The sequence below is a fragment of the Paenibacillus sp. BK033 genome, from assembly GCF_004345425.1.
GTDB lineage: Bacteria > Bacillota > Bacilli > Paenibacillales > Paenibacillaceae > Pristimantibacillus.
The window spans coordinates 142,032-168,332 of sequence record NZ_SLVP01000009.1 but is presented as its reverse complement, the minus strand read 5'-3'; the positions used below and the strand labels follow the sequence as shown (position 1 = coordinate 168,332).

Annotated in this window: 27 protein-coding genes; 4 read left to right on the top strand and 23 right to left on the bottom strand. The window is 51.6% G+C overall.

Annotated elements, in window-relative coordinates:
• Nucleotides 1-28: 28 nt before the first annotated feature.
• The 19 genes from EV294_RS24750 to EV294_RS24660 form a co-directional block, all read right to left on the bottom strand.
• Nucleotides 29-943 carry a carbohydrate ABC transporter permease gene (locus EV294_RS24750; protein ID WP_132311759.1) on the bottom strand — a complete coding sequence of 305 codons (915 nt, stop codon included), beginning with the start codon at nt 941-943 and terminating at the stop codon, nt 29-31.
• 11 nt (nt 944-954) lie between these two features.
• Nucleotides 955-1,920 carry an ABC transporter permease gene (locus EV294_RS24745; RefSeq protein WP_132311757.1) on the bottom strand — a complete coding sequence of 322 codons (966 nt, stop codon included), beginning with the start codon at nt 1,918-1,920 and terminating at the stop codon, nt 955-957.
• 50 nt (nt 1,921-1,970) lie between these two features.
• Nucleotides 1,971-4,748, bottom strand: coding sequence for a beta-galactosidase (locus EV294_RS24740; RefSeq protein ID WP_132311755.1), 2,778 nt, complete (start codon nt 4,746-4,748; stop codon nt 1,971-1,973).
• 260 nt (nt 4,749-5,008) lie between these two features.
• A complete protein-coding gene (locus EV294_RS24735; protein WP_132311753.1) occupies nt 5,009-6,091 on the bottom strand; it encodes a LacI family DNA-binding transcriptional regulator in 1,083 nt (360 codons plus the stop codon).
• A 134-nt stretch (nt 6,092-6,225) separates the two neighbouring features.
• Nucleotides 6,226-7,065, bottom strand: a complete 840-nt coding sequence (gene nadE, locus EV294_RS24730; RefSeq protein WP_132311751.1) for an ammonia-dependent NAD(+) synthetase — start codon at nt 7,063-7,065, stop codon at nt 6,226-6,228.
• A gap of 22 nt (nt 7,066-7,087) precedes the next feature.
• Entirely contained in the window at nt 7,088-7,714 is a 627-nt protein-coding gene (nadD, locus tag EV294_RS24725) for a nicotinate-nucleotide adenylyltransferase (protein WP_132311749.1), read from the bottom strand.
• Nucleotides 7,711-9,210: a nicotinate phosphoribosyltransferase gene (locus tag EV294_RS24720; protein ID WP_132311747.1), complete on the bottom strand. Its 1,500-nt coding sequence runs from the start codon at nt 9,208-9,210 to the stop codon at nt 7,711-7,713. Before EV294_RS24720 ends, nadD begins: the two co-directional genes overlap by 4 nt.
• A gap of 26 nt (nt 9,211-9,236) precedes the next feature.
• Nucleotides 9,237-10,163 (bottom strand): cysteine hydrolase family protein, encoded by a 927-nt coding sequence (locus EV294_RS24715; protein ID WP_132311745.1) that lies wholly within the window; start codon nt 10,161-10,163, stop codon nt 9,237-9,239.
• An 81-nt stretch (nt 10,164-10,244) separates the two neighbouring features.
• Complete coding sequence (locus EV294_RS24710; RefSeq protein WP_132311743.1) at nt 10,245-11,036, bottom strand: NUDIX domain-containing protein; 792 nt, start codon at nt 11,034-11,036, stop codon at nt 10,245-10,247.
• A 104-nt stretch (nt 11,037-11,140) separates the two neighbouring features.
• Nucleotides 11,141-12,304 (bottom strand): GerAB/ArcD/ProY family transporter, encoded by a 1,164-nt coding sequence (locus tag EV294_RS24705; RefSeq protein WP_132311741.1) that lies wholly within the window; start codon nt 12,302-12,304, stop codon nt 11,141-11,143.
• A 24-nt stretch (nt 12,305-12,328) separates the two neighbouring features.
• On the bottom strand, nt 12,329-12,553 hold the full coding sequence (locus EV294_RS24700) for a hypothetical protein (protein ID WP_132311739.1): 225 nt from the start codon (nt 12,551-12,553) through the stop codon (nt 12,329-12,331).
• Nucleotides 12,554-12,574: 21 nt separating this feature from the next.
• Nucleotides 12,575-13,756, bottom strand: coding sequence for a Ger(x)C family spore germination protein (locus tag EV294_RS24695; RefSeq protein WP_132311737.1), 1,182 nt, complete (start codon nt 13,754-13,756; stop codon nt 12,575-12,577).
• Nucleotides 13,757-13,768: 12 nt separating this feature from the next.
• Nucleotides 13,769-15,316, bottom strand: coding sequence for a spore germination protein (locus EV294_RS24690; RefSeq protein WP_132311735.1), 1,548 nt, complete (start codon nt 15,314-15,316; stop codon nt 13,769-13,771).
• A 146-nt stretch (nt 15,317-15,462) separates the two neighbouring features.
• Nucleotides 15,463-15,876, bottom strand: coding sequence for a hypothetical protein (locus EV294_RS24685; protein ID WP_132311733.1), 414 nt, complete (start codon nt 15,874-15,876; stop codon nt 15,463-15,465).
• A gap of 117 nt (nt 15,877-15,993) precedes the next feature.
• Nucleotides 15,994-16,368 carry a VOC family protein gene (locus tag EV294_RS24680; RefSeq protein ID WP_132311731.1) on the bottom strand — a complete coding sequence of 125 codons (375 nt, stop codon included), beginning with the start codon at nt 16,366-16,368 and terminating at the stop codon, nt 15,994-15,996.
• A gap of 81 nt (nt 16,369-16,449) precedes the next feature.
• Nucleotides 16,450-16,872 (bottom strand): YciI family protein, encoded by a 423-nt coding sequence (locus EV294_RS24675; RefSeq protein WP_132311729.1) that lies wholly within the window; start codon nt 16,870-16,872, stop codon nt 16,450-16,452.
• A complete protein-coding gene (locus EV294_RS24670) occupies nt 16,860-18,140 on the bottom strand; it encodes an RNA polymerase sigma factor (protein ID WP_132311727.1) in 1,281 nt (426 codons plus the stop codon). The genes EV294_RS24675 and EV294_RS24670 overlap by 13 nt, the downstream gene beginning before the upstream one ends.
• A complete protein-coding gene (locus EV294_RS24665) occupies nt 18,137-18,571 on the bottom strand; it encodes a YciI family protein (RefSeq protein WP_132311725.1) in 435 nt (144 codons plus the stop codon). The genes EV294_RS24670 and EV294_RS24665 overlap by 4 nt, the downstream gene beginning before the upstream one ends.
• Before the next feature lie 72 nt (nt 18,572-18,643).
• Nucleotides 18,644-19,450, bottom strand: a complete 807-nt coding sequence (locus EV294_RS24660) for an alpha/beta fold hydrolase (protein ID WP_132311723.1) — start codon at nt 19,448-19,450, stop codon at nt 18,644-18,646.
• A 152-nt stretch (nt 19,451-19,602) separates the two neighbouring features.
• Between EV294_RS24660 and EV294_RS24655 the strand changes: the two genes are divergently transcribed.
• Nucleotides 19,603-20,022, top strand: coding sequence for a GNAT family N-acetyltransferase (locus EV294_RS24655; RefSeq protein ID WP_132311721.1), 420 nt, complete (start codon nt 19,603-19,605; stop codon nt 20,020-20,022).
• A 3-nt stretch (nt 20,023-20,025) separates the two neighbouring features.
• Here the strand turns inward: EV294_RS24655 and EV294_RS24650 are convergent, their stop codons facing one another.
• The 4 genes from EV294_RS24650 to EV294_RS24635 form a co-directional block, all read right to left on the bottom strand.
• Nucleotides 20,026-20,487 (bottom strand): hypothetical protein, encoded by a 462-nt coding sequence (locus EV294_RS24650; RefSeq protein WP_132311719.1) that lies wholly within the window; start codon nt 20,485-20,487, stop codon nt 20,026-20,028.
• Between the two features lie 72 nt (nt 20,488-20,559).
• A complete protein-coding gene (ybaK, locus tag EV294_RS24645; protein ID WP_132311717.1) occupies nt 20,560-21,033 on the bottom strand; it encodes a Cys-tRNA(Pro) deacylase in 474 nt (157 codons plus the stop codon).
• 558 nt (nt 21,034-21,591) lie between these two features.
• Entirely contained in the window at nt 21,592-22,107 is a 516-nt protein-coding gene (locus EV294_RS24640) for a hypothetical protein (RefSeq protein ID WP_132311715.1), read from the bottom strand.
• A 240-nt stretch (nt 22,108-22,347) separates the two neighbouring features.
• On the bottom strand, nt 22,348-23,997 hold the full coding sequence (locus EV294_RS24635; RefSeq protein ID WP_132311713.1) for a fibronectin type III domain-containing protein: 1,650 nt from the start codon (nt 23,995-23,997) through the stop codon (nt 22,348-22,350).
• A gap of 275 nt (nt 23,998-24,272) precedes the next feature.
• Between EV294_RS24635 and EV294_RS24630 the strand changes: the two genes are divergently transcribed.
• From EV294_RS24630 to EV294_RS24620, 3 genes are read left to right on the top strand one after another with little or no spacing between them, the layout of a single operon-like run.
• On the top strand, nt 24,273-25,064 hold the full coding sequence (locus tag EV294_RS24630; RefSeq protein ID WP_132311711.1) for a hypothetical protein: 792 nt from the start codon (nt 24,273-24,275) through the stop codon (nt 25,062-25,064).
• Between the two features lie 4 nt (nt 25,065-25,068).
• Nucleotides 25,069-25,842, top strand: coding sequence for a DUF5683 domain-containing protein (locus EV294_RS24625; protein WP_132311709.1), 774 nt, complete (start codon nt 25,069-25,071; stop codon nt 25,840-25,842).
• On the top strand, nt 25,839-26,297 hold the full coding sequence (locus EV294_RS24620; RefSeq protein WP_132311707.1) for a hypothetical protein: 459 nt from the start codon (nt 25,839-25,841) through the stop codon (nt 26,295-26,297). Before EV294_RS24625 ends, EV294_RS24620 begins: the two co-directional genes overlap by 4 nt.
• The last annotated feature ends 4 nt before the right edge of the window (nt 26,298-26,301 follow it).

Genomic DNA, 26,301 nt, shown 5'->3' with positions numbered 1-26,301 from the left:
GTGAAGAGGCCCTGTGGCCTTCGGCACATCAACCTTTAACTGCGCCTACCGTAATCCCTTTAATGAAGTAGCGTTGCACGAAAGGATAGAACATGATTACAGGTCCGGTTGCAACAACGGCCGTTGCCATTTTCATGGACTCGAGCGGCACATCCCGAAGCGAGACGTTGGAAGCTGCTGCGGAGTTCCGGACAAAGTCGGCGCTGGTAACAACGTTATACAGGAAGAGCTGAAGCGGACGATACTCCATATTCGGCGACAGGAACAACATCGAGTTGTACCATTCATTCCAGTAACCAAGCGCGATGAACAAACCGATTGTCGCAAGAGCCGGTGTCGTCATCGGCAAGATCAGCCGCAGGAAAATCGTAAAGTCCCCTGCTCCGTCGATTTTGGCCGATTCCGTAATGGCATGCGGGATGGAGCGAACAAAGCTTTTCATCATGATGATCAGGAACGGACTCAGAAGCCCTGGCAGCAAGACGGCCAAATAATTGTCCTTCAAGCTCAAATATTGAGTCACAAGCAGGTAGAAAGGAACAAGACCGCCGGAGAACAAGGTTGTAAAGTAGATAAAGAACGAGATCCCGTTCCGGTAACCAAAGTCCGGACGCTGCAGCGCATAACCGGTCATCGCTACAAGGAACAAGCCGATTGCCGTACCCACTAAGGTAAGCAGAATCGTTACAATATAGGAACCTACGATGATATCGGGATTTTCGAATACGATCTTGTAAGCAAAGGTACTGAATTCCTTCGGCCAGAAGTTAAAGCCAAATTTCTTGATAGCCGACTCCGTGGTAAACGATGTACCCAAGATAAGGAGGAATGGCAGCAAGCAGCAAAGCGCAAAGATGGAAATCACGACGTAACCAAACGTTCTGACAATGACTTCGCTCGCATCTGTCCGAATGCTTCTGGATTCTACGATATTCTCTTCCATGTCAGCACCCCCTAGAATAACGAGTTTTCTGGCGACGTCTTTTTAACAAGCCAGTTGGCCGTTATAACGATCACGAAGCCGAATACCGATTGATATAAGCTAACCGCACTACCGATAGAGAAGTTGAAGTTCGTCATAAGCGAACGGAATACGTAAGTTTCGATAATATCCGTCGACGAGTACAATGCCGTATTGTTTGCCCCAACCAAGTTGTAGAACAATCCGAAATTGCCTTTCATGATGCCGCCAAGCGAGAACAGCAGCAAGATAATGAATGTCGGCTTAAGCCAAGGAATAACGATGTAGATAATCCGTTGGAAAGCGTTTGCACCATCGATTTCAGAAGCCTCAATAATCTCATTATCAAGACCCATGATAGCCGCGAAGTAGACGATAGAGCCGTAACCAGTAGACTGCCATAAGTAGGTTAAGACGATAATGAACGGCCATACATGAGAATTGGAGTAGACTTTAACCGGATCCATGCCAAGAGATGCAAGTACATGGTTCAGCAAGCCGTAATCGTAACTGAGAATGTTGTAAGCGATCAGACCGATCAGAACCGCCGAGATAAAATGCGGAAGGAACAGTAAGGTTTGAGCTACTTTCTTAAACCATTTGCGGCGCAGCTCGTTAAGCAGGATCGCTACGAATATTTGCAGCAAATTCCCCAGCAAGATAAAAGCGAGGTTATAAGCTACGGTGTTAAAGGTCAGCCGCCACAGGTCGCCATTCATAACGAGGAAGCGGAAGTTGTCGAAGGCGACAAACGGGCTTTTAAAAATGCCGTCCGCGTAATTGTACTGAATGAACGCCAAGTACACGCCTGGCATCGGCAGATAAGCAAATATAATGAAAAATGCAATTGCCGGCAAACACATCAGAAGTAAAGTTTTATTGTTCCAGAATCGTCTCAGCCTGCCTGAGCTTTCCGTACGCGGCTTGCTCTGGATGGCTGGTTGTATAACCTTTTCCATGTGAAGACCTCCTTACCCATTACTAATTGATTTAGCCCTTCGTCTTCCGGCTAGACCTGTTGAAGCCTAATGGCATCCAGCCTGCAAGGAGCTGCTTGATCAACGGCTTCCAAGAGGATGGCAAGCTCGCCTTCCTTCTTGTTAAACCAAACGCCCGGCAAGTAAACCGACTGCTGGCTGCCACCGGTAATAACCGGCCGGCTTTCATCCCCAGGTGTCCAAATCCGTCCAACTATTCGTCCCTCGACGAACACGGTCAGCTTAAGCCCTGATCCGGAAACCGCTGCACGCCAGCCCTTTCCGTTATCTGAATTCGGTATGGTGCTGTACAGCCATGCCGTCTGACCCGGCTCCAGCTGCACGGGAAGCTCAACATCCTGGGACTGCGAACGTGCTGCATTCGCATGGGCAGCAAGCTCAGGCTCTTCCGCACCGCTGATCAACCAATCCGTCGCCTTTATTCCCTCATACATAACCGCTCTTCTTCCCGCAGGAAGACCAATGACTCTCTCCAGGAAGATGGCAAGCTCTGCTGGCTGCCCGGCTGTGAGCAGACCGGATAGGTCGACATAAGGATCGAACGGTCCAACGTCTCCAGCCCACTTCCCATCAACAAACACCTTCGCCGTCGATTGCATGCCTTCAAAGTGAAGGATCCAGCTGTCTGCCCGTTCCCCGGGAATAAAGCTTTTCCGGTAATATTCAAAGGCGGGATGATCCGGCGACAGCCAGCCGCCCAGGTTCACAACCGGCCATAGCTTCCGGTCGGCTTCCGCCGTAAGCTCCGGTCGAATCGTTCGGTCCGCGGCGCGGTACACGCTCCAATTACGGCTTAGTTCATGCTGCCTGGTTACAAGCGTCATGCCCGTAAGACCTTTTAAAGCGTTAAGCTTTAAGCCCGGCAGTCTGGCATCATCGAAGTTGGAATGTCCCCAGATTTCGGTACGGGCAACCAGCTTGCCTTGCGTCAGCCCTTCCTTTAACGGAAGATAGCTGCTGCTGCCGCCCGGAACCGCAGTTCCCACGTAATGACCGTCCGCATAAAGCGAGATCACGTCGCTGCCGTTTCGAATCAGCACGCCCTCTGCGACCTCCGCCCGCTCAGCCGGAACAGCTGCTTCATACCAGCCATAGCCTCGGTATATTTCGTTTTGCTCCAGATACACGGCTTCAGCTTTCGATTGCTTAGACTCCGGCGAAACCATCGGCTCCGCTCCATTCAAGGAGCTAAGCTGCCAATTGGCGACCTCCGTTTGCTCTTTATCCGCAGGCTGAATGTCTGATGAACAGGTGTGCAATAATCCTTCTTCATCCATTTCATCCATATAAAGCGCTTTTACTTTATCGTGGATCGCAATTGTCAAAATGTCTCCGCTGCGGGTATTTATCCGGCATACGGCTTCCGTCACTCCATCGAACCTGATGCTTAACCGATCGTCCTGCATGTCTGTCGTGCAGTTCTCGGATTCAACGGCCGCTATCTCCCGACTGCTTAGCTGAATTTGACCGGCGCTTTCCGTATGGAATGCAAGCACCCTGCGGTTTGCCGTCTGGTTCGCGTAATAAAGCTCCGCTGTTGATTGCTCCAATACCCCTTCCAATCCCCAGCCCGCTAACGGGACCTGATACGGAAGAGCAAGCGATCGGCCTCCCCGCAAGATAAACGAATCGGAACCGGCAATCGTTAGCTCTTTATCCTCGTCGTCCAGATTCGTCAGGAACAACAGCTGGCCGCCATCCTTCAGCTCGAGCACATACGGGCCGGCAATATTAGTCCATTGACCGTTCTTGATGAATTCCTCGTCTGCGGCCCCGGCTGCTTTCGCCTCAGCCAGCCTGCTTCCGTAAGCTTCGATAATTCTGCCAAGCAGCCTGCCTTCGTAAGCTTCCTCCCGGATATGCCCTTCCGGCGAGATCATTCCGCCAAAATCGTAATCCGATGTCATAAACGCAAGCGGCTTACCCCAATTGTTTGTGGCGTTCGTAAAACCAAAGTCCGTACCCGATACCTGAAGGTAAGGTCCCAGAAGCTTGGCCCCGCAGCCGAGCAATCGGCGAAGCAGGTAATGCGCGCGGTTGGTCTCGGTAACGAGGAGCGGATAACCAAGCTCCTCCATAAGCCCGCCGTAATGAAGCACCTTCTGCTCGAACTCGGGATCCCGGTTATCCGGATAGAAGTTGCAGGTTGGGGCTACTCCCTCTGCAATACCCGCGGCTTGCAGCAATCCGCCTTGACCGGCGCAAGCGAACAGCGGAACCGAAATGCCGTGCGCCAGTACCAAATCTCTTAATGCGCCGATATACCCTTTCGGATCCTTGCAATCATAGAAGTCCAGCTCGTTATCCAGCTGCACCGCGATAACCGTCCCGCCTTCGTCAGCCTGGAAAGCTTTCAGAAGAGGGATAATCCGGTCGAACCAGGCAGCCACCCGGGACAGGAATACCGGATCATTCTGCCGAATCTCGACGCCTTGCGCCAGCAGGTACGCCGGAAGCGCGCCGCCGTCCCATTCGGAGCAAATGTAAGGTCCCGGTCTTGCGATCACCCATAATCCCGCATCTCTTGCCGCTTCGAGGAAGGCTTCGACATCACGCTCGCCGCTGAAGTCCCATTCGCCTTCCTTCCGTTCGTGGTAGTTCCACGGGAAGTAAACATCGATGCTGTTATAGCCGTAAGCTTTCAGCTGCTCCATCCGTTCCTTCCACAGCAGCCTCGGAATACGGAAGTAAAAGAGCGAGGCGCTTAAGAGCAGCTTGGGTTCTCCGTGTATACGTACTGCATCAGCCTCGAACTGAACTGCCGATATCGCCTGTGTATCCAAACCCATTCTGGACGACCCCCGATCGATAACATGTATCCCGTTTCATGAAACCCGTTTCATTTTTTGGTAAAAATAAAACACACATTCGATCCGAAACAACATGAACTGTCATATTTACGGTATTCTTACGTGCATTTCAGGTGGATAATATGATGATAGCCGATTACATTGAAACGGGTTTCATTTTTGTTCGAACCGTGTATTGCTTTGACACCTTGATTCTAAATCAGACATGAAAGCGTTGTCAAGAAAGTTTTTTGAAATATTTATCTAAATATTCCATTTGGCCCATTTACCCTTGAGCCTTTTGGCGGAGCCGTTGATTCGCGAATGACGAGCTCCGGTCTCAGCTTCGCTTTCCTGCTTACCTTGCTTTTGGTAATCATCTTATGGAGCTGCTCGGCCGCGTACTTCCCGATGTCATAGCATTTCAGGGACACCGTCGTCAACTCCGGAATACTGTTGGACGCGTACGGAACATCGTCAAAGCCGACCAGCGACAAATCCTCCGGCACCCGCAGACCGGCATTATATGCAGCTTTAAGAGCACCAATGGCCACCAGATCATTCGCGCAAAACACTGCCGTGGGCCTCTCCGGCAGGCTAAGCAAATAATTCATGAACAGCTTGCCCTTCTCTACCGTAAAGCCGCCGTCCAGCAGCCATTCTTTCCGGACCGTAAGCCCGTTTTTCTGCATCGTCTTCACAAAGCCCTGAACGCGCTGAAGCGTATTCGCCATGCTCTGATAGCCGCCGGCGAACGCGATATCCCGATGACCGAGATCGATCAGATGCTGCGTGGCAAGCTCGGCTCCCTCCCGCTCGTCCACGCAGACGGAATGAATGTTTTGCCCGGGCAAATGGCCGTTAATCAGCAAAGTCGGGACGCGCTTGCTGATATCAACCACCTCGGTGACCATAGCTTCGCTCGGCTTAGCCAGGTTGATCCGGCCGCCAATCATTACGATGCCGTCTACCTGCTTCTCCATCAGCAGGCTGAGATACTGCGATTCTCGCTCGTATTGCTCCTTCGAATCCCCGTTTGTCGAAACGGTATCGCATAGAAAGAACGTGTAGCCTTTGATTCTCGCCTCTTGCTCAAACCCGGCCAGAACGGTCGGAAAGAACGGATTGGTGATGTCCGGCAAAATAATGCCGATCATGCCCGTCTCCTTCTTGGACAGGCTTCGGGCTAATGCATTAGGCTGAAACTGGTACTTGTTCATCAATTCTACGATGCGATCTCTCGTTGACTTTTTTACGGGGGCCGTGTTGTTCAAAACCCGCGATACCGTTGCAACCGATACATTCGCTTCCTTCGCAATATCATACACTGTAACCGGTTTCAAAAGTTCTCACTCCCCAATCCATTAGCTGATCACCAGTAGAATAGCAGATTTTTTCGAAAATAAAAACAATCTCTTGCAAAAAAACCTACCCGTCGCTCTTGCGAATGCCGGATAGGCTTCGTGCCTTAAAGCTCTTATTTTCCGTCAACTTTTTTCCACCAACGGTCGAATACGGTCACCGGCTGCTCCCGTTTATGAATCGTCCGGATATACCAGTTCTCGATCTTTTGCCGCTCATTCTCGCCAATTTCCTTGCCTTCCAGGTAGTTGTCGATATCGTCGTAAGTTACGCCTAGAGCCACTTCGTCGGCAAGCTGCGGCTTATTCTCTTCAAGGTCCGCGGTCGGGGTCTTCAGGTACAGATGCTCCGGGCAGTTAAGCTCCTTCAAGATCTGTCTGCCCTGCCGTTTGTTCAGCCGGTATAACGGAGTCAGATCCGCCGCGCCGTCGCCGAATTTCGTGTAAAAGCCCGTAATCGCCTCGGCCGCATGATCCGTTCCGACAACGAGCCCGTTCTCCTCCGCCGCAATCTCGAACTGGGCAATCATCCGCTCTCTCGCCTTCCGGTTGCCCTTCGTGAAATCGCTCAGCTTCTTCCCTGTCCGGGCTTCGTATTCCGCCGCTCCGGCGTCAACGGCCGCCTTAATATTAATCGTGATAAAGCCTTCGGCCCCGATAAAAGCGATCGCATCCTGCGCATCCTGTTCATCCTTCTGGTTGCCGTATGGCAGCCGGACAGGGATAAAGCGGTAGGTCTTTACTCCCTCTTCGTCGTTTAATTCATTCATCGCCATTTGGCAAAGCTTGCCGGCAAGCGTCGAATCCTGTCCGCCCGAAATGCCGAGAACAAGAGCCGTTTTTCTCGCGAACGTTACGTAATCCTTAATAAAATCGATTGTTCTCCGGATTTCCTCCTGCGGATCAATTTGCGGTTTTACGCCCAATTTCTCAATAATCTGCTGCTGCAAGGTCATCGCCATGCGCCTCCTTTAATCGTTAAATACGGTACAAGCCGTTTTTCTTGATATAGTCATAACACGAATCCGGCAGCAAATATCTCGGCTCCCCGCCCCGGCCGAATTCATCCCGGATATAGGTCGAGCTGATCTCCATGGCAAGCCCTTTGCTCATCAGCTGGAACCGTCCGTCGTCATGATTGCGAAGCAGCGGCGAACGGGAGATCGCTTCCGTCATATCAATGCCATTACGTGCCATTATGATAAACTTATTTTCCTCAATCAATTCCTTCTCATGCGACCATTTGCCGTCCGCGATATCGACCAGAAGATCGGCGCCCATAATAAAATACAATTCATCCTCCGGATATTGCTCGCGGAAATGCCTCATCGTGTGGAACGTATATTGCATGCCCGCCAGAACCGTAAGCTCGTAGGGATCATAAACAAACTTCGGATTATCCTGAATCGCAAGCTTAATCATATTAACCCGGTGCTCGTCGCTGGTGTTCGTTTTCTTGTCATGGCGCATGCTGGAGGAGGGCAGAAAAATCACTAAATCCAAGCTTTTGCGGTGCGCCACCGTCGAAGCCGTCCATAAATGCACATTCGTAATCGGGTCAAAAGAAGAGCCGTAAATGCCGATTTTCCGAGGGCTTGCCGTCATGTCTCTTTGGTCACTCCTTCCGCTTTCTCCTTCATCGCATGGATGAGATTCATCTTGTTGTCCCAGCAGCGCTGGCTTAGATCCACCGGATAATCCTCCGGATTCTGATTCCGCTTGTATTCGTCCCAGAGCAGCTCCAAATTATCCTTCGCAAAAGCCTGAATCTCATAAAGCCCGGGCGTCTCGTATACCAGCTTACCGTCCGCGAAAATATCCGCATGAAGCTCTCTCGCTTCGTAATCCGTTACGAATTTGCTGATGTAAGTGTAGACCGGATGGAACATCTTGAGGCGCCCTTCCTCCTGCGGCTTCTCCTCTTCCAGCGCGATATAATCGCCCTCCGAGCGGTGATTCACCAGATTAATGATCCGGTACAGCTTCTTCCTCCCCGGAGTGGTCACTTTCTCGGGATTGCCCGAAATTTTGATCGTGTCGACCATTTTTCCATGATCATCTTCGATCGCCACAATTTTATAGACTGCGCCTAAAGCCGGTTGATCATACGCCGTAATGAGCTTTGTTCCGATTCCCCATGCATCGATAACCGCGCCTTGCGACTTCAAATTCAGAACCGTATATTCATCGAGATCATTCGAGGCATAAATACGGGTTTCTTCAAAACCGGCTTTGTTCAGCAGCTTGCGGACTTCCTTCGACAAATAAGCGAGATCGCCCGAATCAAGCCGGACTCCTTCGAACAGATCCTTGATGCCAAGCTCCTTCACGACTCGAATCGCGTTATGAATGCCCGATTTGAGCGTATCGTACGTATCGATAAGGAAGACGCATTTGCGGTTCATCTGCTTCTGCCGCTTCGCATAGCGGAGGAACGCTTCGTATTCGTCCAGCATCGCCTGCACCATCGCATGGGCATGCGTGCCCGATACCTTTGCGCCAAACCGTTTGCCGCAGCGCACGTTCGAGGTCGCATCGCAGCCGCCGATGATGGCAGCCCGCGAACCCCATAGAGCGGCGTCCATCTCATGTCCGCGGCGCGTGCCGAATTCGAGAAGCGGCGCATCTCCAACGGCATTGCGGATTCTCGAAGCCTTTGTCGCGATCAGCGTCTGGTAATTGACGATATTAAGCAGCGCCGTCTCGATAAACTGGGCTTCGGCCAGCGTACCCTCCACCCGGAGGATCGCTTCGTTGCCGAAGACCAGCTCTCCTTCGCGCATGGCGGTCATTTTGCCGGTGAAGCGAAGCTGCTTCAGGTAAGCGAGGAAATCCTCTTCATAACCAAGCTCGTCATGCAAATACGCCAGGTCCGAATCGGTAAATCCAAAGCTTTGCACATACTCGATAATCCGTTCCAGACCCGCAAAGATCGCGTAGCCGTTCCCGAAAGGCAGCTTGCGGAAATAGAGCTCGAATACCGCCTTCCGCTCGCTCATCCCTTCCGCCCAATAAGTCTCCACCATATTCACCTGGTATAAGTCCGTGTGCAGCGCAAGGCTGTCGTCCGCGTATTTCTTGATTTGCTGTGCGTTGTTCATATCCCATTACCTCCGTAGGCTTTTGCTTATATCGTCAGGCCCTCCGCCGTCGCGAGCTGAATGCCGTATCGCTTAACTAGCTCCATGATCGCCAAGTCCGTCATAGCTTCCGTACCCGGTATCGGGCTCGAGCAATCCGTCAGCAGATGTATGCTTTCGGTCAATGCCCGGTTCTCCGCGTGATGCTCCAAAATATGCTTCATCGTATCGAGCACGCAATGCGAAAGTGCCTGGCCGGCGATGTAAATGTGGTTATAATCCAAAAGGCTGTCCAGAAAAGCCCGGTTGGCATCGCTCGCCACGCCATCTTCCCGGTAGAACGCACCGTACATTTCGCTTAACGGATCCTGCCCTTTCTCCAAAATAATCGGCGTGCTTCTTCTGGCCACCGTATGGAAGTAGACAAGGTTCATGAATTGGCTCTCGAGCTCCACGCCGTTTGTTCCTTCCAGGCAGTGGTAAGGCCAGATCCGGAGTTCTCTCTTCCCTCCCGCCTTAAGCTCGTGAAGATAGGCAAGGCTTCTTGCCGGCGAGAAGACCGGCGTCCAATCTCCATTCATGACCGACTCTACCGTAATCACCGTTTCGACGGGTGCGGGGTGCTTGCCGCTGCGGTCTATCCACCAGCATGGGTGAAAAATCTGCAGCGGCGTATGGACGTCTTTGGTCAATGCGATTTGTGTGATTTTATGCAAATTTCGATACATAAATTTCCCAAGCCGAATGGTATCCTGCACGGAACCGGGAACCCCCAAGTCACCGCCTTCGATGAAGCTGTTCTGCTGGTCGATGACCAGCAGCAGAATTTTCTCCTGATCCGCTTCCGCTGGCGGCAGCTGCTCCTTTGCCGCTTCCTCCAGCACAACATTCATTGTGGCGCTGCTTTTCCCGCCAATTTCGGCCGCCTGGAACAATCGATCAAACGGGGTAACAAGCTGATTATTCGTAGTCATCGCTAGCCATCTCCTCTTATTCCTTATTTCATGTTTTATGAAATAATAAACTTAAAAAGAACAGGTATCCTGACAATATCTTTAGAAGTAGATCGACTCCAGAGGCTCTCCCTCTTTGAAACGGTACAAAATCGATGGGCGCTTGGAGTTCCTTGACGTGGTTTTGGGTTCGCCGTCGATTCGAACGACCTCAATAAACGGAAGGCGTTCGGCACGGTTCCGGAATGTCGAATACTTCGCTACCTTCGGGCTGTCCGTAACGGTTAAAAGCACGCTTTGCAGTTCGCTTAGCGTAAATTCCAGCGGCAGGAAGCTGCGCGCGACGGTCGAGAGCAGCATATCCTTGCGGATCATTTCGTAAGCGTCGGCAATCACTTCGCGATGGTCGAAGGCAAGCTCAAGCTCCTTAATCTCCTCGATCGTAAAGAGTGCCACCTCCTCCGCATCGTCGGCCGCCTTGCGCTTCTCGAGATAATCCTCCGGCACAATCGCGTAATGGGCATTGGAGATGATCCATCCCCGTTTATCCCGGCCCAGCTTGTCATAGACCCCGTAATGCCGGATATGAATGCCCTCTACGCCGGTCTCTTCGGATAATTCGCGTTTAGCCGCTTCGTAAGCAACCTCCTCGGGATCGATAAAACCTCCCGGCAGCGCCCACTTCCCGCCTTCGATATTCGGGCTTCCTTCACGGTCTTGCCGTGCCCGGCGGATCAGCATTAGCTTCATCGTCCGCTTCGGCGGCTTATTCGGCGCGATTGGCTCGCTAACGATCGTAAATACCGCAATATCGCTGGTATAGCCATCAGGTGTCCGGTACTTCTTCGGATCGTAATGGGCGAGAACTTCTTCTTCGGAGTTGTAACGGGCCATTCCAGTCACCTCAATAATATTTCATATTTCATGTTTTATTATTTATAGTGTCATATTAACATGATCCCGCGGAAGGAACAAGCGTTTTTCGGAAAATAATTCGCCTAATTTTCCGGTTGCTGCTGCGGTTGCTGCTGCGGTTGCTGTTGGCCTTGGGGCTGCTGCGTCTTCTGCTGCTTTTTCTTGATCGCAAGTATTAGGATGAGCATAATGATTGGCAGCACAAGGAAAAAGGTTAGATCAAACCAGGGATAATAATTAATCAGAATCTGATTGTACGTTGTAATATTAGGCGTACCGACTACCGTACCGACAAGCAGAATCATGCCTAGAGGAATGGTCAGCATCTTGCTTTCTTTAAGTCGAAACACTTGCGCAATCCCCGTCGTCAGGGTGAAGAAATGGATCAGTGTTTTGTAAAAAACCGTAATCACCCATAAAAAGGCGATTACCGCTTCGATCCGTTCGAAAAAATGGCCAATCATGATTTTCTGGGCAAGCACAAAGGTCGGGTAATATTTGGTCTGCATCAGACTTGGTCCCAGCACAAGCACGCTAAGGAGTACAATCAGGAATAAGACCGTACCGCCCACTGCAAAGCCGGATAGAATTGGCCTCGTCAGCTTGCCGTTGCCCTGGACATAAGGAACGAGCATAAGCAGCCCGGCCATCTCGACAAACGCGGTGCAGTAAGCCGGGAGCGCCCCTTGCATGATCGGAAGGAATCCCTGAGCCATGATCGGGCGCACATTCGGCCATTCAATTTGAGGCATCAGCAAAACAACAAGAAGCGCAAACAGTCCCATCATAACCGGAAACAGTATTTCGCCCATTCTCGCGTAAGCCTCAATGCCATAGCGGTAAGCGATAATAATAACAGCCTCGAAAAATAAAATAATCGCGTTAACCGGCGTTTCCGGCATTAGCTGCAACGTCATGAATTGGCTCATTTCGCTAAGCAGCGTCAGGATGCACATAAACGACGAGAAAATAAAAAGAAGAAAGAAGAAGCCTCCGAACCATAAGCCCAATCTTTGCCGGATGGCTTCATACAGGCTTATCCTCTGCAGCCGGTTGGCAATAGCGGCGAAGATTATTCCCGTGACAATGCCGGCAAGCAAGGCGAGAAGCATGGACAGCCAGGCATCCTGTTTGGAGGAGGCGGCCGTAATCGTCGGCATGATCAGAATCGAATCGCCGACGGTTCCGATCATAATCAGAATCGTGAATTGTCTAACCGATATTTTCGCATTCGAGTATGTTGACATATCGCACTTCCTCCTCCCTTCCTACTAGAATGACTTTGCCGGCCCGATCCAGCCGAACATCCATTTGACCAGCATAAACGGATTAGGGAGCGTAATTTGCAGCATCAGAAGACTGTACAAAACCGTTCCCGCAAGCAGAAGGACAAGGAATAGAACAAGCTCACGGAATTGCCGGCGTCGGACAAGACCAGGTGCTTCCATCCAAATAGCGCCTGCACCCAAAGCAAGAACGGCTAATACGGATGCCATTTTTGACCGCTCCCCTCTTTCTTATTTGATCGTGCTATTCTCTATAGTGCCGGTATCCCGGATAAACATCTTAATCTTGTACGTCACCTTGAGCTGCGGGAAATACTCCTCGCGCCACCGATCCTTTACCTGATTCCAGTAAGCGGGATGCTCCTTCTCCATCTCGGTGCCAAAGCCGAATATGTCCGATTTCAATTCCTTGGCCCGCTGCACGGCGGTTTCCATATTGCCTAGAATAACTTGTTTGGTCTGTGCCTCCAGCTTCTTGATGGTATCGGGATTGGATAAATCAACGTCCGTACACGTTCTTTCGACGATATTTCCTTCCGTTCGAATCGACACCTCGACTTCCGGGTTCCCGTTTATAACCTTGGTTTTGATTTTGGAGTTCGAGGAAGTCACTTCAACGCCTACATATCGCTGTTCCCCGCATGGTATAGCGATCGAAGTACTATCCAGATTATTCGTAATATCGGTATAGCCCCTGCTCTCCTTCTCGTTCAGCCAGCCAATCAGCCTGTCCCCCTTAAAAGCTGCAATGCCGGAATAACGGAACCGGCTTGGCGGCAAAAACTTTTCTACGTTTTGCTTCGTTTCCCCTACCTCCGTGCTTCCAATAACCCGTATGCCGGTTAAAGCAAGCTCGCTCCCTTGCGAAGAAAGCTTGTTTAACGCTTCGTCCAGCGTTACGGCAATGGTAGGCGCCCAGTTTTTTTCCGAGGTCTGCAGCGACTGCTGCATGCTGTAGCTGGGCAGCTTCTCAACCGGCGTATACAGCTTCAGAACATCCTCTGCCCTTGTTCCTTTTGCCACGATGATATTAAAATCCATCCTTACTTCATTATCGCGTGCGACATTGTCAATGATTTCGTTAATGCCTCTTCTTGCCGCTTCTTCGCCAATCACATAAATCTGCAAATGTCCCGCATAAACCTTACGCGGCGCCTCGGCCGTAACGGACCGGGCTGCTTCGAACAGTGTTCTTCCTCTTCCCTGGAATAAGGTGCTGGGAGGACGGTCGCCCCTTTTTTGCTGATTGGAGATTTCGCTTGGGTTAACGACCTGAAACGATACGAGATAATGCCCGTCCTCCCAATCCACTCCTACGCCAAGCACGATGAGAAGCTCATTCAGCTCCCGTCTGCTCCAGCAGCCTGTCAGCATCAGAAGGCACAACATCGAAATGGCGAATTTGTAGAACATGATGCGGCCTCCCTAATTCTTGCGAATTCTGCTGGAACTGGTATCCATTGAAGTATCCGGCCTTTTGAACATAAACCATCTGGGCAAGCGGAATAAGGCATCCTGCATATCCGTTTTCATGTATGGCGACAACGGAGCCATAAACGGCTCTCCGAAGGAACGAAGCGCGCATAGATGAAGCATCAGGACAAAGAACCCCATAATGATGCCAAACAGGCCAAAGCTTGCCGCCACGCCCATAAAGGCGAAGCGGAGAATACGAACCGGTATCGACATGCTGTAGGCCGGCAGCGTAAACGTGGAGATCGCCGTAATGGATACCACGATAACCATCGCCGCTGACACAATTCCCGCTTCTACCGCCGCCTGCCCGATTACGAGGGTGCCAACTACGGATACCGCTTGCCCGATCGCGCGAGGCATCCGTATCCCCGCTTCGCGTAATATTTCGAACGTAATCTCCATGATAAGCGCCTCGAAAAAAGCCGGAAACGGTACGCCTTCCCTTTGCGCCGCAAGGGAGATCAGGAGCGACGCCGGGAGCATATCGCGGTGGAACGTCGTAATCGCTATGTAGAGCGACGGAAAAAGGAGCGATATAAAAACGCTCCCGAACCTCAAAATACGCAATAAGCTTGCGTAGAAAGAACGCTGGTAGTAGTCCTCCGTGGATTGAAAAAAAGTAACCATCTGGGTTGGCGCGATCAGCACGTTAGGCGTCCCCTCTACAAGAATGGCCACTTTCCCTTCCAACAGCTGGCCTGCTACGTTATCCGGCAGCTCGGTGTTAAATACGGTTGGAAAGAGCGACCATTTGCTATCCTCGATGAGCTCCTCAATATATCCGCTGTCCAAAATCCCGTCGATTTTGATTTGACCCAGCCGATCGCGGACCATCTGGAGAACGGCAGGCTTCGCAAGCCCGTTAATGTACATAAGGGTCACATCGGTTTTGGTGAGATGGCCGATGGTAACCGTCTCCATCCATAGACGCGGATCCTTGATTTTCCGGCGGATAAGAGAAGTATTGGTTCGGAGCGTCTCGGTAAAGCTTTCCCGCGGCCCCCGAATGGACGTCTGGTTTGTGGATTCCGTAACGTCCCTGCCTTTCCATTCCCGAATGTCCGCACAATAAGCATACTGGTGCCCCCGCAGCAGAATAATCGCTACCCCGGACAGCAGGTTTTTGTAAAGAGAGCCTAGATCGGATACGGTACGGACCGGTCCCATGCCGTTCAAGAGCTTTTTCGCAAGCGCTCCGGCATCAAGCGTCATCATATCCTCCCCGTCATAGCGGGGCAAAGAATAGTCGAGCACGTCAAATATGTATTGATTAATGGCCATCGTGTTGGACAGTCCGTCGATATAGACGACCGCGGCGGCTGCCGTGTTAATCCCCTCATTGTGAATCTGCCGCATAATGAGATCATCGCTGCCGCCCATATCGCGCTTAAGCCGCGCTAAATTATTTTCAACCGAAGGATCGATCGGAATATTGGCGTACTCGGGCAGCATTTGGTTGTCATTGGAGCTCGAACGATTCGTTAGTTGCCGTTGCATAAGCGAGCTACCTCCAGGATGAATGTCTATCCTTCCATTATGACCATCCGCCAAGGGTGGTTAAACTTGGATGCGGGCAGAAAAAAAGAGCAGGAAAAGCAATCCGCTTTTCTTGCTCCAAATATTTTTGTACAGCCTCGTATTCGTCAATCTCCCAATATCTCTTCCACGGGTACGGCTTTGACGTATTGACCGGGCTTAGTCTCAACGGCAATGCCGGACTCTACGGGAACCCCTGTAATCTGATAGAGCGCGATTCCTTCCTTGTAATAGTTGGAGGATGCGTCGGGCTGATCTAACATTTCTTGAGTCAAATAATGTTTGATCTCTCCGAGTTTCCCGTCTACCGACTCTACCCTCTCTTCCGAGCCGACATAAACATTGTTCCGGAAATTAATCATTCGGTCCGTCACCCAGCTGGCCGAGCTGTCTGTCGTCTGATTAGGGAGATTGCTGCCGGGAGCCTTCTCCTGCGGGGCTTCAGGCGATTTCCCAATCCCGGTTCCGCAACCTCCCAGCAAGAGAACAAAGGCCAGCATCAGAGCAATACCTAATTTCACTGGAAATTTCCTCCCTTATCCACTTATGCCTACAACGCGATCAGGGAGCAAGATGTTGCTTATTCCGGCAAAATGAAAGCCCCAATGGTCGAGGACCATTGGGGCAGGCATGTCATGTTATTTTCTTTCCATAACGGCAAAATAATTGTCTTCTTCGTCCGCGAAGTTAAACACCCGGCCGAAAGGCAGCTCAACAAGCTCGCCTACCGTTACGTTCTTGTTCTTGAAGTCGCTGTACAGCTCATCCAGCCTGTCGGAGAAGAACATTAACGATGGCGTGCCCAGATTTACTCCGAGCGACATTTTGGCAACTACTTCTTTATCGTGCAAAATAATGGAGGTCTGAGCGCCTTCCGGAGCAAGCTCGATCCATTTTTGGCCCATGGCTTCTTCCTCAGCCACTACTTTAAAACCTGCTTTTTCCGTCCAAAACACCCGTGCTTTCTCCTGATCGTTCACGTACAGCATCACTTGTCCAAGCTGATTAATCATTGATTCTACACTCCTTAGAGTAGAGTAATTGCCAAGCCTTATATTACCACAAACGAGAGTCCGCCAACATGCCGCCAGGTCCTACAGCTGCAAGTAACTTTTCAAATCCAGCTCCATAGCGGCCTGTCTTGGGTCACGCGTCTGCTCCAAGCGGTCCTCAAGTCTGCGAAGCTCAATTCCGTATGCCCCTTGTCCCGTTGGAACCGGCATGCGCAGCGCCCACTGGAGTGCCTCTTCTTCCGTGTCGACCTCAATTAAGGTAAACTCTGCTATAAGTCCCCTGTCAATCGAAAAAGGTCCCGGCCAAACCTCCGCCTCGCCGCCTCCCGCCGGAAAATCGACTCTTAACCCGGCTGAGCTTGGCTGCAGCTCTTCATGGGCTATAAGCACGCCGGCTTGTTTCAGGTCATGGCGGTATAACCGCATTTTTGCCGCGTAATCCCTGCTTGCACCAATTCCCGCTTCGGTAAAGCCGGACGCCTTCACCATCATTAAGTATCGCATGACGCCTGCCCTCCTTCCTGCCTGCACGCTGCCGCCCGCTTCAGCAGTAACGCCTGCTCCTTTTCATTGCGGGTCATGCCGACCGCGCGTTCAAACTCTTCCGCGGCTTCTTCGCAGCGGCCAAGCTTCTCGAGCAGATCGCCCCGAACGCTGGGCAGCAAATGGTAGCCCGAGAGCGCGGGTTCGGCATAAAGCGCGTCTACAAGCTGCAGCCCGTAAGCCGGGCCAAAAGCCATCCCAATGGCAACAGCGCGGTTTAGCTCCACAATGGGAGACGGCATCTGTCTCGAGAGCGCTTCGTAAAGCGCGGCAATCCGAATCCAATTCGTCTCCTCCGGGGTACGCGCTGCCGCATGGCATGCGGAGATAGAAGCCTGCAGCGCATACGGACCTAACGTCCGGCCCAGCTTCTGCCCGCGTTCCAGGGCAGCAAGCCCGCGGCGGATGAGCAGCTGATCCCATAACGCCCGGTTCTGATCCATCAGCAGAATGGGCTCGCCTTGCGCATTCACGCGGGTCTTGAGCCTTGAGGATTGAAGCTCCATCAAGGCGGCCAGTCCATGAACCTCCGGTTCCCCCGGTGCAATAGCGGCCAGGATACGTCCCAGCCTAAGCGCCTCCTGACATAAAAGCGGACGCGTCCAGTTCTGTCCGGAGGTAGCCGAATACCCCTCGTTAAACATGAGGTAGATGACTTCAAGAACAGCGGATAGCCGCTCTTCAAGCTCTTTGCCGGCCGGCACCTCAAAGGGAACCTTCTCCGCGTTCAGCGTACGCTTCGCCCGTACAATCCGCTGGGCAACCGTGGACTCTTGGATAAGAAAGGAACGGGCAATCTCATCGGTTGTAAGACCGCACAACAAACGAAGTGTCAGCGCTACCCTTGCATCCTGCGACAATACCGGATGACAGGTCATAAAGATGAGCCGCAGCAGATCGTCTTCAATCTCGCCGTCGAGAGCACGGTCGACATCATCTTCGGTATAGAGCTCTATTTCCCGGGCTATTTCGACGTATTTCTGATCCTGCAGCTTGTTGCGCCGCAGAAGGTCAAGCGCCCTGCGCTTTGCCGTCGTCATGAGCCAGGCACCCGGCTTCTCCGGAATGCCCGTTTCGGGCCAGCGATCCAGCGCGATGACAAGCGCATCCTGGGCAATATCCTCGGCCAGCCCGACGTCGCGAACCATTCGCGTTACGCCTGCGATTATCTTAGGCGACTCCATTCGCCAAATCGTTTCGATGGTGCGATGCGTTTGGGAGACGCTCACGCGTTTCTAGTCTCCTCGATCTGCTTGCGAAGCGCTTCCTCTCTGGCGCGCGATTCCGGATCCTCCATCAGCTCATCGAATTCGAACACCTGCCGGAGCTCAATCTCGCCTTGGCCATATCCATGCGGATCCGGCATGCGCAGCGCCCACTCCAACGCTTCTTCTCTTGATTTCACTTCGATCAGCGTATAACCGGCGATCATTTCTTTTGCCTCCGTAAAAGGACCGTCGACTACCTTCGGCTTGCCCCCTGGCTCCGGATACGAAATCCGGACGGCGTTCGCGCTGGAGTGCAGACCGTCCGCAGCGAGCAAGACGCCTGCTTTCACAAGCTCCTCGTTGTACTTTTGCATGGCGTCAATCAGCTCCTGGCTTGGCAGAACGCCCGCTTCCGAATCCGTCGTTGCTTTTACGATCATCATAAATCTCATTGTGATTCCCTCCCGGTATTTGGTATTGTTTTTAATTTTTCTCTTGCTTTATTGCCATTCCCTGCTTGAAAACTAAACTGCAAAGAAAGAAGTGAGCTCGTGAGCGATTTTGTCCGTTTGCAGTTTTTTCGTATGTCCAAGCCCTTTCTTACTGATCAGCTTCGCGTTAGGCAATACCTCTGCCGTCTGCTTCGCGGCGTGACGCAAGGATACCGGACTTTCCGTACCTTCCAGCACGACGGTTGGAACAGCAACGCCTCTCCATTTGTCACTCGGCAGCGATTGGCCGTTCATGTAGCCTTTGAGCAAAGCCGCATCATAAGGAAGCGTGTGGGCTACCGCCATCAGCCTCGACCATACGCCGGGCATCATTCTCATCATCGGGATAACGAAGGAAGGGGCTCCCATGCCTTTGGTCATAAAATATTTGATCGCTTCCGCGCGTTGGTCAGTTGCAATCAGCTTGCCAACATGCTCGGTGAAATCGCTTGGCGGCTTCCGGTCTTCGGCTTTCACGATAAACGGAGGTTCATGCAGCGCCAGCCTTGTAATGTTGGACCCGCTTGCTGCCGCTTCGAGAGCAAGCACCGCGCCGGAGGATAATCCCCAGACATAAGCGGAACCGCCTGCCGCTTCAATAATGGCGTTCAGGTCCTCGATCTCCCGTTCGATCGCATAAGAGGATGCATCTCCGCTGTCGCCGCGGCCGCGCCGGTCATAGTTGTAGACGGTGTACCGGCTCGATAACGCATTCGCAAGCTCCACCTGCCCCGGGAACTTCCGGTAGCTAAACGCTCCCGCTACCAATACAAGCGCCGGGCCGCGCCCTGTTTTATCGTAAGCAATTTTGGTGCCGTCCTTCGAAATCGCTGTGTTCATGTACTTCTCTCCTAACCGTTGTTTTTTGTGCTTCTTACTATAACGACGAACGCCAGACGGGATAATCGACATCGGGTATAAAAAATTTCGAAAAAGTTTTTTGGAAGGGGACTTGATACAGGTAACGAATGGTTCTCATGAGGTGAATTGTGATGAGCGAATTAACTATACGGATGGGCTGCGAAGCGGACTTAGAGCTGCTTGCGGATTTGAATCAACAGCTCATCGAGGATGAACCTCATGATAATGCCATGACCGTGGGCGAGCTGATGGAGAGAATGCGGCATTTTATTGAGACGGCCTATAAAGCCTATCTGTTTGAGCGGGGCAGCGAAATTATCGGCTACGCTTTGGTTGACCACACACGGCAGCCTTTGTATATAAGACAGTTCTTTATCTGCCGGGACCAAAGGCGGAATGGTTATGGGAAAATAGCATTTGGGAAGCTGGCCGCCCTGTTGCAAACGGACCAGCTGGATATTGAGGTGATGTACTGGAACGAGGCTGCTTATGCGTTCTGGGGGTCACTTGGTTTCAGGGAAAGAAGCATCTATATGAGGCTGGAGCGGTAGCTCTTAGAAAGAGCCGTTCCCGCACATGCTCTTATTCCACTCGGCTAATTGCGGAAGCACCTCACGCTGTTCATTTGTTGCCCCCGCGCAGATCTGTCCGGATCTATAGCCTTCTCTAAGGACAAAAACAGCATCCACTGTAACAGCCGGACCATCCGACTGAAAAGTCAGCTTTGCGTGACCGCTGCATACGCAACCGTCGTCAAACTCGGCTTTAATCCCGCTGTATTTTACTAACCGCATGGGTTGAAGCTTCTGCAGACTCTCCCGGTCAAGCGGCTCCCCGAACCATTGGATTGTCTCATCATAATCCTGCCGCTCGATGGCTTTGAGAAAATGCTCGGTATTCCGCTCGGCCTTAAATTTTAGCAGCTCTACCTTCCCATAGTAGCCGACTAATAACACAATCCATGCCAGCAAAATGAATAGCACAATAAACGCGCCTACTCTTCCAATGATCTTCACCCGGGGTCACCGATCCTTCATCCGACAAGTATATAGTTCTAGACTTGCCGTATTAAAGACCGTTCAACCCGCTTAATTCGCTATATTAACAAGCTTACCTTCCGAGGCTGCTGCAAGATCGGCACCATTAAGAAAGATCTGCAAGCCGCGCTTGCCGGCGCTGATGCTGACCAGTTCCATGGCCATCACGGCTTCGTGCAAATAAAACGGGTAGTTCTTCTTCATCCCAAGCGGTGATACGCCGCCGCGGATGTACCCCGTTAAGGCTTGAATCTCTTTTACCGCAACCATTTCTACTTTCTTGTTGCCGCTGGCTTGCGCCAGGCTTTTCAGATTCAGCTCCTTATCTCCCGGGATGCAGGCCGCAATGATACCTGTCTTATCTCCCCTCAGCACAAGAGTCTTATAAAGCTGATTAGAAGGCAGCCCAACCTTCTTCGCAACGGTATCGACGTCCAAATGCTCCTCGTCCCACTCGTATTCGTGAAGCGTGTATTTGATATGTAAGGAGTCCAGCTTGCGGCAGGCATTTGTTTTGTTTGACATGATAAAAAACCTCAATTCCTTCCTATAGTCATAGTTTGACTATACCAAGAAATGGAGGTGGAGACCAATACGAGTATAACCCGCCAATTCCGCAACGTCCGCGAACATTTCTATGCCCGATAAGACCCTGCCAGGGTCTTATCACTAACCAACTAACTACACTCTAACAAAAGAAGCTTAAGGTCCCTAAAGGACCTTAAGCTCCTTATTGCCTCGCATTTTTCTGCCGTTAAGGTCCCTTAGGGGCCTTAAACTCATGACGAGGGCCGGATTCGTTAGCCTCATCGAGGCTTTTTCCAAACTTAAGGTCCCTAAAGGGCCTTAAGCTCCTTGGTGCCTCGCATTTTTCTGCCGTTAAGGTCCCTTAGGGGCCTTAAACTAACAATAGGCGGTTCTGCGCTTAGCCTTCCCGGCTGAACCTCTCCTCCAGCCGCCGGGCGAGCTCGTCGTCCGGGAGCGGATTGCGGTGGGTATTTTCCAGGTAAATATGCTATTCCAGCCTGTTACATCATGGATGTTCACGCCGCTGATATAGAAATGCTTCAGCACCCCGGCATCCTAGCCGGTTACGTGCATTCCTCGCAAATCCGCAAGCTTGGACGGATCCTGGGGAGCACCCGCCGCGGTATTCGTAATTTCAAGATTATGAATATCCCAATATTGCTGATTATAAAATTCGACGACGGAATCGATCACACCCGCGCCGTTCAGCTTTGGTTTTGGACTTGCCCCACCGTAGCTATCAATGGTGATCGGGCTTCCTTCCGCGCCGGAGCCCAGCGGATGCAGCTGTTCTCCCGTCCATTCGCTGCCCGCTTTTAACAAAATGCGGTCACCCGGCTGGAACGTTGTTTCGCTTACCTTCGTGAGCGTCTTCCACGCCGCTTCCTCGCTTAATCCGTCATTGCCGTCGTCTCCACCCGCGGAATCGACGTAATACGTTGTCCCTGCCGCGCCGGCAGAGGCAAAAACTGACGGTGGTACTATCGCACTGAACATGCTAAGGATAATAACCAGTACCATTGTAAAAGAGATATTTCTGATGCCGTGCTGCTTCAACATAGCCGTACTCAAATTCCTTCCTCCTTCAAGCGGCTCCCTTAGCTCGGGAGAATGCGCTTTCAATTTTCAGGCAACTCCTATTATAGAACGCCCCCATAAGGATGATAGGAGAGGAATGAACACAATTCTTTCACTATTTCAGCATTTTGGCTCCCGGAAGCAGCGGGTAATGAACTAAGGCCTTTCACGATCGATCGATCCGGCACAAAAAAATAGAGCGGGCACCTTAAGCGGTGCCCGCTTCGCTTCCTGCTAGCTCACCGGAACGGCGGCCGTTCCGCCAAGTCCGGTTGGGGATGTGCTGGATTTCGACAGGTAGATCTTGTCTACCTTCGCGCCGTCTTCTCTTCCTTTAATGTACAGCGTGTGCGTGCCGTTTGCGATCGACATGGAACTGGATTTTTTCCAAGCCCAGGTGCTATTCGAAGTCGTTGTTACTTGCGAGCCGGAAGCACTGTCAATCGCAACCGTAAAGCTGTCCGAGCTGGTGTCGACACCGCTGCTGAGCAAATGAATGTAGAAGGAGCCGCCATTCGTTACATTAATCGTATAAGCAATGTAGTTCGTGTTGCCGTCGCCGGAGCCGTTAGGCGTCTCCATATCGTAGCCGTTCGAGCATACCGGGCAGGCTGCGTTAAGAAACGTACCGTTCTTCGCCGTATAGTTTTCCGCTTCGATATAAGTTCCCGTGCTGCCGTTCACATTGTAAGTGCCGCCTGTCGTGCCGCCGCTGCCAGCCGCCAGCGTTGTCGCGCTTACTGTGCTGCTTGCTGCCGACTCGTTGCCTGCCGCATCCTTCGCCTTGACCGTATAAGAATAGCTTGTGGATGCCGTCAAGCCCGTGTCGCTGTAGGAGGTACCGGCCGAAGAACCGGCCAGCACGCCGCCCCGGTAAACATTATAGCCCGTCACGCCAACATTGTCCGTGGAAGCCGTCCAGCTCAGATTAATCTGGTTGCTGGAAGCAGCCGTTGCCGTTGCGTTCGTTGGAGCTGTAGGAGCCGTTGTGTCCGGTACCGCCGGAGCCGGCGCGTAACGCTCGATAATTTGGCTTGTGCGGAGCAGGTCCTGCGGGATCAGCCAGCCTTTGCTGTTCAGCTCATTAATCAAAGCCGTGCGGGTCGAGCTTGCTTCGCTGTAGCTGTCCGTCTTGAAAGATGCTTCCACCCAATACTCGTTGCCCGTCTTCGCTTCATTCATTACCGTCCACACCTCGATGTCCAGATCGAGATCGTCAAACGTACCCTCATAACGCTTGAAATCAACCGGTCCGTATACAACAGCGTTATTGAGCTGCGTTGTTCCCCAGCCCGTGCTTGTCCAATTGGTAAACTTGCTTGGTTCGCTGGATACCGATACGGTACGCGATGTTGCTTCGTTTGGCATTTTCAGTCCGCTGCCGCTATAACCGGAGATCGTCACGTCCTTCTCGTAATCGATGCTGAGCGTTTGCTTGGAGTAGCCCCAATCCACTTGGAAGTCAAAGCCGGAAGACGAATCAAGCCCCTCGCTTGCCGCTTGCGTCAAAGCGGCGTTAATATCGCCGTTTACCACGTCGTATCGTTTCTTGTATTGAATCTCATGATTGCTCTGGTCATCCCGTTTGCGAATCCGCTCGCTCCAGCCCTGTCCTTGCATGCTTTGCGTTGCCGTATCCATGTACTGTACCCTGTAAGATTTGTACGAGCTGCCTGTGTCGAACTCGCTCCGTACCGCGCTGACCAGGTTGTGGCTCGAATCCAGAACAAGAGCCGGATCGAGGGTCAGCTTCACCTCATAGTTAGGCGTGCCGACCGCGGCAAAAGCCGACTGCGAATACAGGAACGGGGCTGCGAGCATGGCAGCCGCCATCGTTCCGGCTAAAGCTGTTTTCACCATGCGTTTCATTGGTGACGTGTACATGAATTCACTCTCCCATATAGGTAAAATGTGGTACAAGCCCTATTTTATTGATGATTAATTAAGGGAGTGTTCCGTACAGTTGAAGGTTTGATGTGATTGCTTTCATTCCGTCTTTGGCCGCAAAGAAAACACCAATGGCTGGCATAAATTAGAGCAAAATTGGAAAAATAATTCCAGTCCCAACATCCTGCCGACCTGGAGATGATTTTATTCCATCGTTTATCCCGTACTTGCTCCTTGTTATCGCGAGTTTAATATTTATTGCGCTCTCCTGGTTGAGAACAAAAAACTTAAAGATCCTCCCCTTCTATATCTGTATTGCCGGCGCTGTCTACATTCTGGAGCTGGTCATCTTTGTACTTCTTAACAGCTACAGCTATAAGCCCGGGATACTCCGCAATTCGTTTTATGACAGTGCGATAGGCGCTATTGTATCCAACGGCTTTATCGTCCCGTCTACCTGCACGCTAATTGCGGTCTACCGGATTCGCTTCCGGTGGATCCTCCTTATTGCAGCGGGCTTTATGGCAATTGAACAGTCCTTTATCTATTTAGGGGTTTTCGAGCATCATTGGTGGAAACTCATCTATACGGGAATCGGCTTGATCTTGCTCCCCTCAATGGGGAAATGGCTCTGGCAAAAGCTATGCCAGCCGGACCATCCCTACCTGCTCCGGCTGGTGATGCTTTATATCATTAACGTATCTCTGCAAGGAACAATCATGTCCGGCTATTTGCTGATCTTTTACCAGCTTGGATTTAGACCCGGATGGTTTGAAGACCCTGCCCGGGACAATCTGGCATTCGCTACTCTAATCGTGCATGCCGATTCCCTCTTGTTCGCCTGTCTAGTTTCCTTGCGGGGCGGCTGGATCTGGAAGGCGATTTTGTTCGTTACCATGGGCTGCGTTTACTGGTGGCTCAACCATAGGGATATTTTATATACGTCCGGCATTTGGCTGGTGCTTCTCCTGCTCTTGCTGCAAATCGTCATTCTTCAGCTGCTTGCCGGAATACACCGAATTATAGCCGAAAAATCTGCTGTGCTATCGCGAAGGGAGAGCTGATTCGATGAACCCCTCACGGAGGCCCGTCGCCAAACTAAGCCCGTTTGGCATAACGTCTATCCATTCCCGCAATCCCTACATGGTCTGGTGGTGGTCGGCTGCATTCCCCGGCTTCGGGCATTTTTTGCTGAACCAGTATTTAAGGGGAACCTTCCTCTCGTTATCGGAAGTGATATTCAACACGCTTGGCCATGTCAACCAGGCGATCGTCTATACGCTTTGCGGGAATTATGCCGAGGCGAAAGCGATCCTCGAGCCCCGATTTGTAATCGGTTATATCATTATTTATTTCGTCGCGATGTGGGACTGCTACTGCTCCGCGGTCTATCAGAACAAGCTCTACCGGATCGCGCGGCTGGAGAATGAACCTCTCCCCAATATGACGCTGTTTACATCCGAGGTGCAGTATATCCAGCCTAAAAGCCCGTTAGCCGCAGCCGTCATTTCGCTGTTGTTTCCCGGCATGGGCCAGCTGTACAATCACCGGATCGGCCTCGCTTTCTATGCGATATTCTGGTGGTGGCTGTATGTCGTTTTGTCTCATGCGCATGAATCGTTAATCCATCTCCTGAGTGGAAGACTAACGGAATCTATCGCCGTTTTGAGCGCCCATTGGCTGTTGTTTATGCCTTCTGTTATAGGCGGTTCCATGTATCATGCCTTTTTGATAGCTAAAGAGCATAATCTGCTTTTCAGCTTGGGGCAGCGCCAGTACCTGGCTGAGCGTTACCGCTCCTCCGCTGTACGAATCTTTGGCAAGTCAGGTGATAACGGATGATTATTATCGGCACCTTCATGCATTCCATCGAGCTTGAGCATGCTCTGACGAAACTAGAAAGCATAGGGGTATCCAAGGAACGGCTGCTAGTCGTTTGCATGGACAAGGAATCCAAGATCTTTCAATCCGATAAGCCGAACAAAGCGAGCTCCCTTTCCACGGGAGTCGAGATTGGCTTGGCTTGCGCTACGGCTATGTCCGTCATCGGCACCAGTCTGGGATTTATTTGGACATGGGGACCTGTTATATGGGGGCTGATCTTTGCTTTTACCGGCTTTTGTCTCGGCTTCGGAATCAATGCGATTTTCGTGAATAAGCACAAAAGGCACAATAAGTTTAAATCCGAGGTTACCGTCATTGTGCAATGCCAGGCCTGGCAAGCCGATGAGGTTCAACAAGTGATGTGGACGAACCGGGCCTTAACGGTTGGCCTTGCCCAGGCCTCGCCCGAATAGTTCC

Bases quoted from the DNA above. Each gene is read 5' to 3' on its own strand.
- EV294_RS24750 (WP_132311759.1), bottom strand. From the start codon at position 943: ATGGAAGAGAATATCGTAGAATCCAGAAGCATTCGGACAGATGCGAGC.
- EV294_RS24745 (WP_132311757.1), bottom strand. From the start codon at position 1,920: ATGGAAAAGGTTATACAACCAGCCATCCAGAGCAAGCCGCGTACGGAA.
- EV294_RS24740 (WP_132311755.1), bottom strand. From the start codon at position 4,748: ATGGGTTTGGATACACAGGCGATATCGGCAGTTCAGTTCGAGGCTGAT.
- nadE (WP_132311751.1), bottom strand. From the start codon at position 7,065: ATGACCTTGCAGCAGCAGATTATTGAGAAATTGGGCGTAAAACCGCAA.
- nadD (WP_132311749.1), bottom strand. From the start codon at position 7,714: ATGACGGCAAGCCCTCGGAAAATCGGCATTTACGGCTCTTCTTTTGAC.
- EV294_RS24720 (WP_132311747.1), bottom strand. From the start codon at position 9,210: ATGAACAACGCACAGCAAATCAAGAAATACGCGGACGACAGCCTTGCG.
- EV294_RS24715 (WP_132311745.1), bottom strand. From the start codon at position 10,163: ATGACTACGAATAATCAGCTTGTTACCCCGTTTGATCGATTGTTCCAG.
- EV294_RS24710 (WP_132311743.1), bottom strand. From the start codon at position 11,036: ATGGCCCGTTACAACTCCGAAGAAGAAGTTCTCGCCCATTACGATCCG.
- EV294_RS24705 (WP_132311741.1), bottom strand. From the start codon at position 12,304: ATGTCAACATACTCGAATGCGAAAATATCGGTTAGACAATTCACGATT.
- EV294_RS24700 (WP_132311739.1), bottom strand. From the start codon at position 12,553: ATGGCATCCGTATTAGCCGTTCTTGCTTTGGGTGCAGGCGCTATTTGG.
- EV294_RS24695 (WP_132311737.1), bottom strand. From the start codon at position 13,756: ATGTTCTACAAATTCGCCATTTCGATGTTGTGCCTTCTGATGCTGACA.
- EV294_RS24690 (WP_132311735.1), bottom strand. From the start codon at position 15,316: ATGCAACGGCAACTAACGAATCGTTCGAGCTCCAATGACAACCAAATG.
- EV294_RS24680 (WP_132311731.1), bottom strand. From the start codon at position 16,368: ATGATTAATCAGCTTGGACAAGTGATGCTGTACGTGAACGATCAGGAG.
- EV294_RS24675 (WP_132311729.1), bottom strand. From the start codon at position 16,872: ATGCGATACTTAATGATGGTGAAGGCGTCCGGCTTTACCGAAGCGGGA.
- EV294_RS24665 (WP_132311725.1), bottom strand. From the start codon at position 18,571: ATGAGATTTATGATGATCGTAAAAGCAACGACGGATTCGGAAGCGGGC.
- EV294_RS24660 (WP_132311723.1), bottom strand. From the start codon at position 19,450: ATGAACACAGCGATTTCGAAGGACGGCACCAAAATTGCTTACGATAAA.
- EV294_RS24655 (WP_132311721.1), top strand. From the start codon at position 19,603: ATGAGCGAATTAACTATACGGATGGGCTGCGAAGCGGACTTAGAGCTG.
- ybaK (WP_132311717.1), bottom strand. From the start codon at position 21,033: ATGTCAAACAAAACAAATGCCTGCCGCAAGCTGGACTCCTTACATATC.
- EV294_RS24635 (WP_132311713.1), bottom strand. From the start codon at position 23,997: ATGTACACGTCACCAATGAAACGCATGGTGAAAACAGCTTTAGCCGGA.
- EV294_RS24625 (WP_132311709.1), top strand. From the start codon at position 25,069: ATGAACCCCTCACGGAGGCCCGTCGCCAAACTAAGCCCGTTTGGCATA.
- EV294_RS24620 (WP_132311707.1), top strand. From the start codon at position 25,839: ATGATTATTATCGGCACCTTCATGCATTCCATCGAGCTTGAGCATGCT.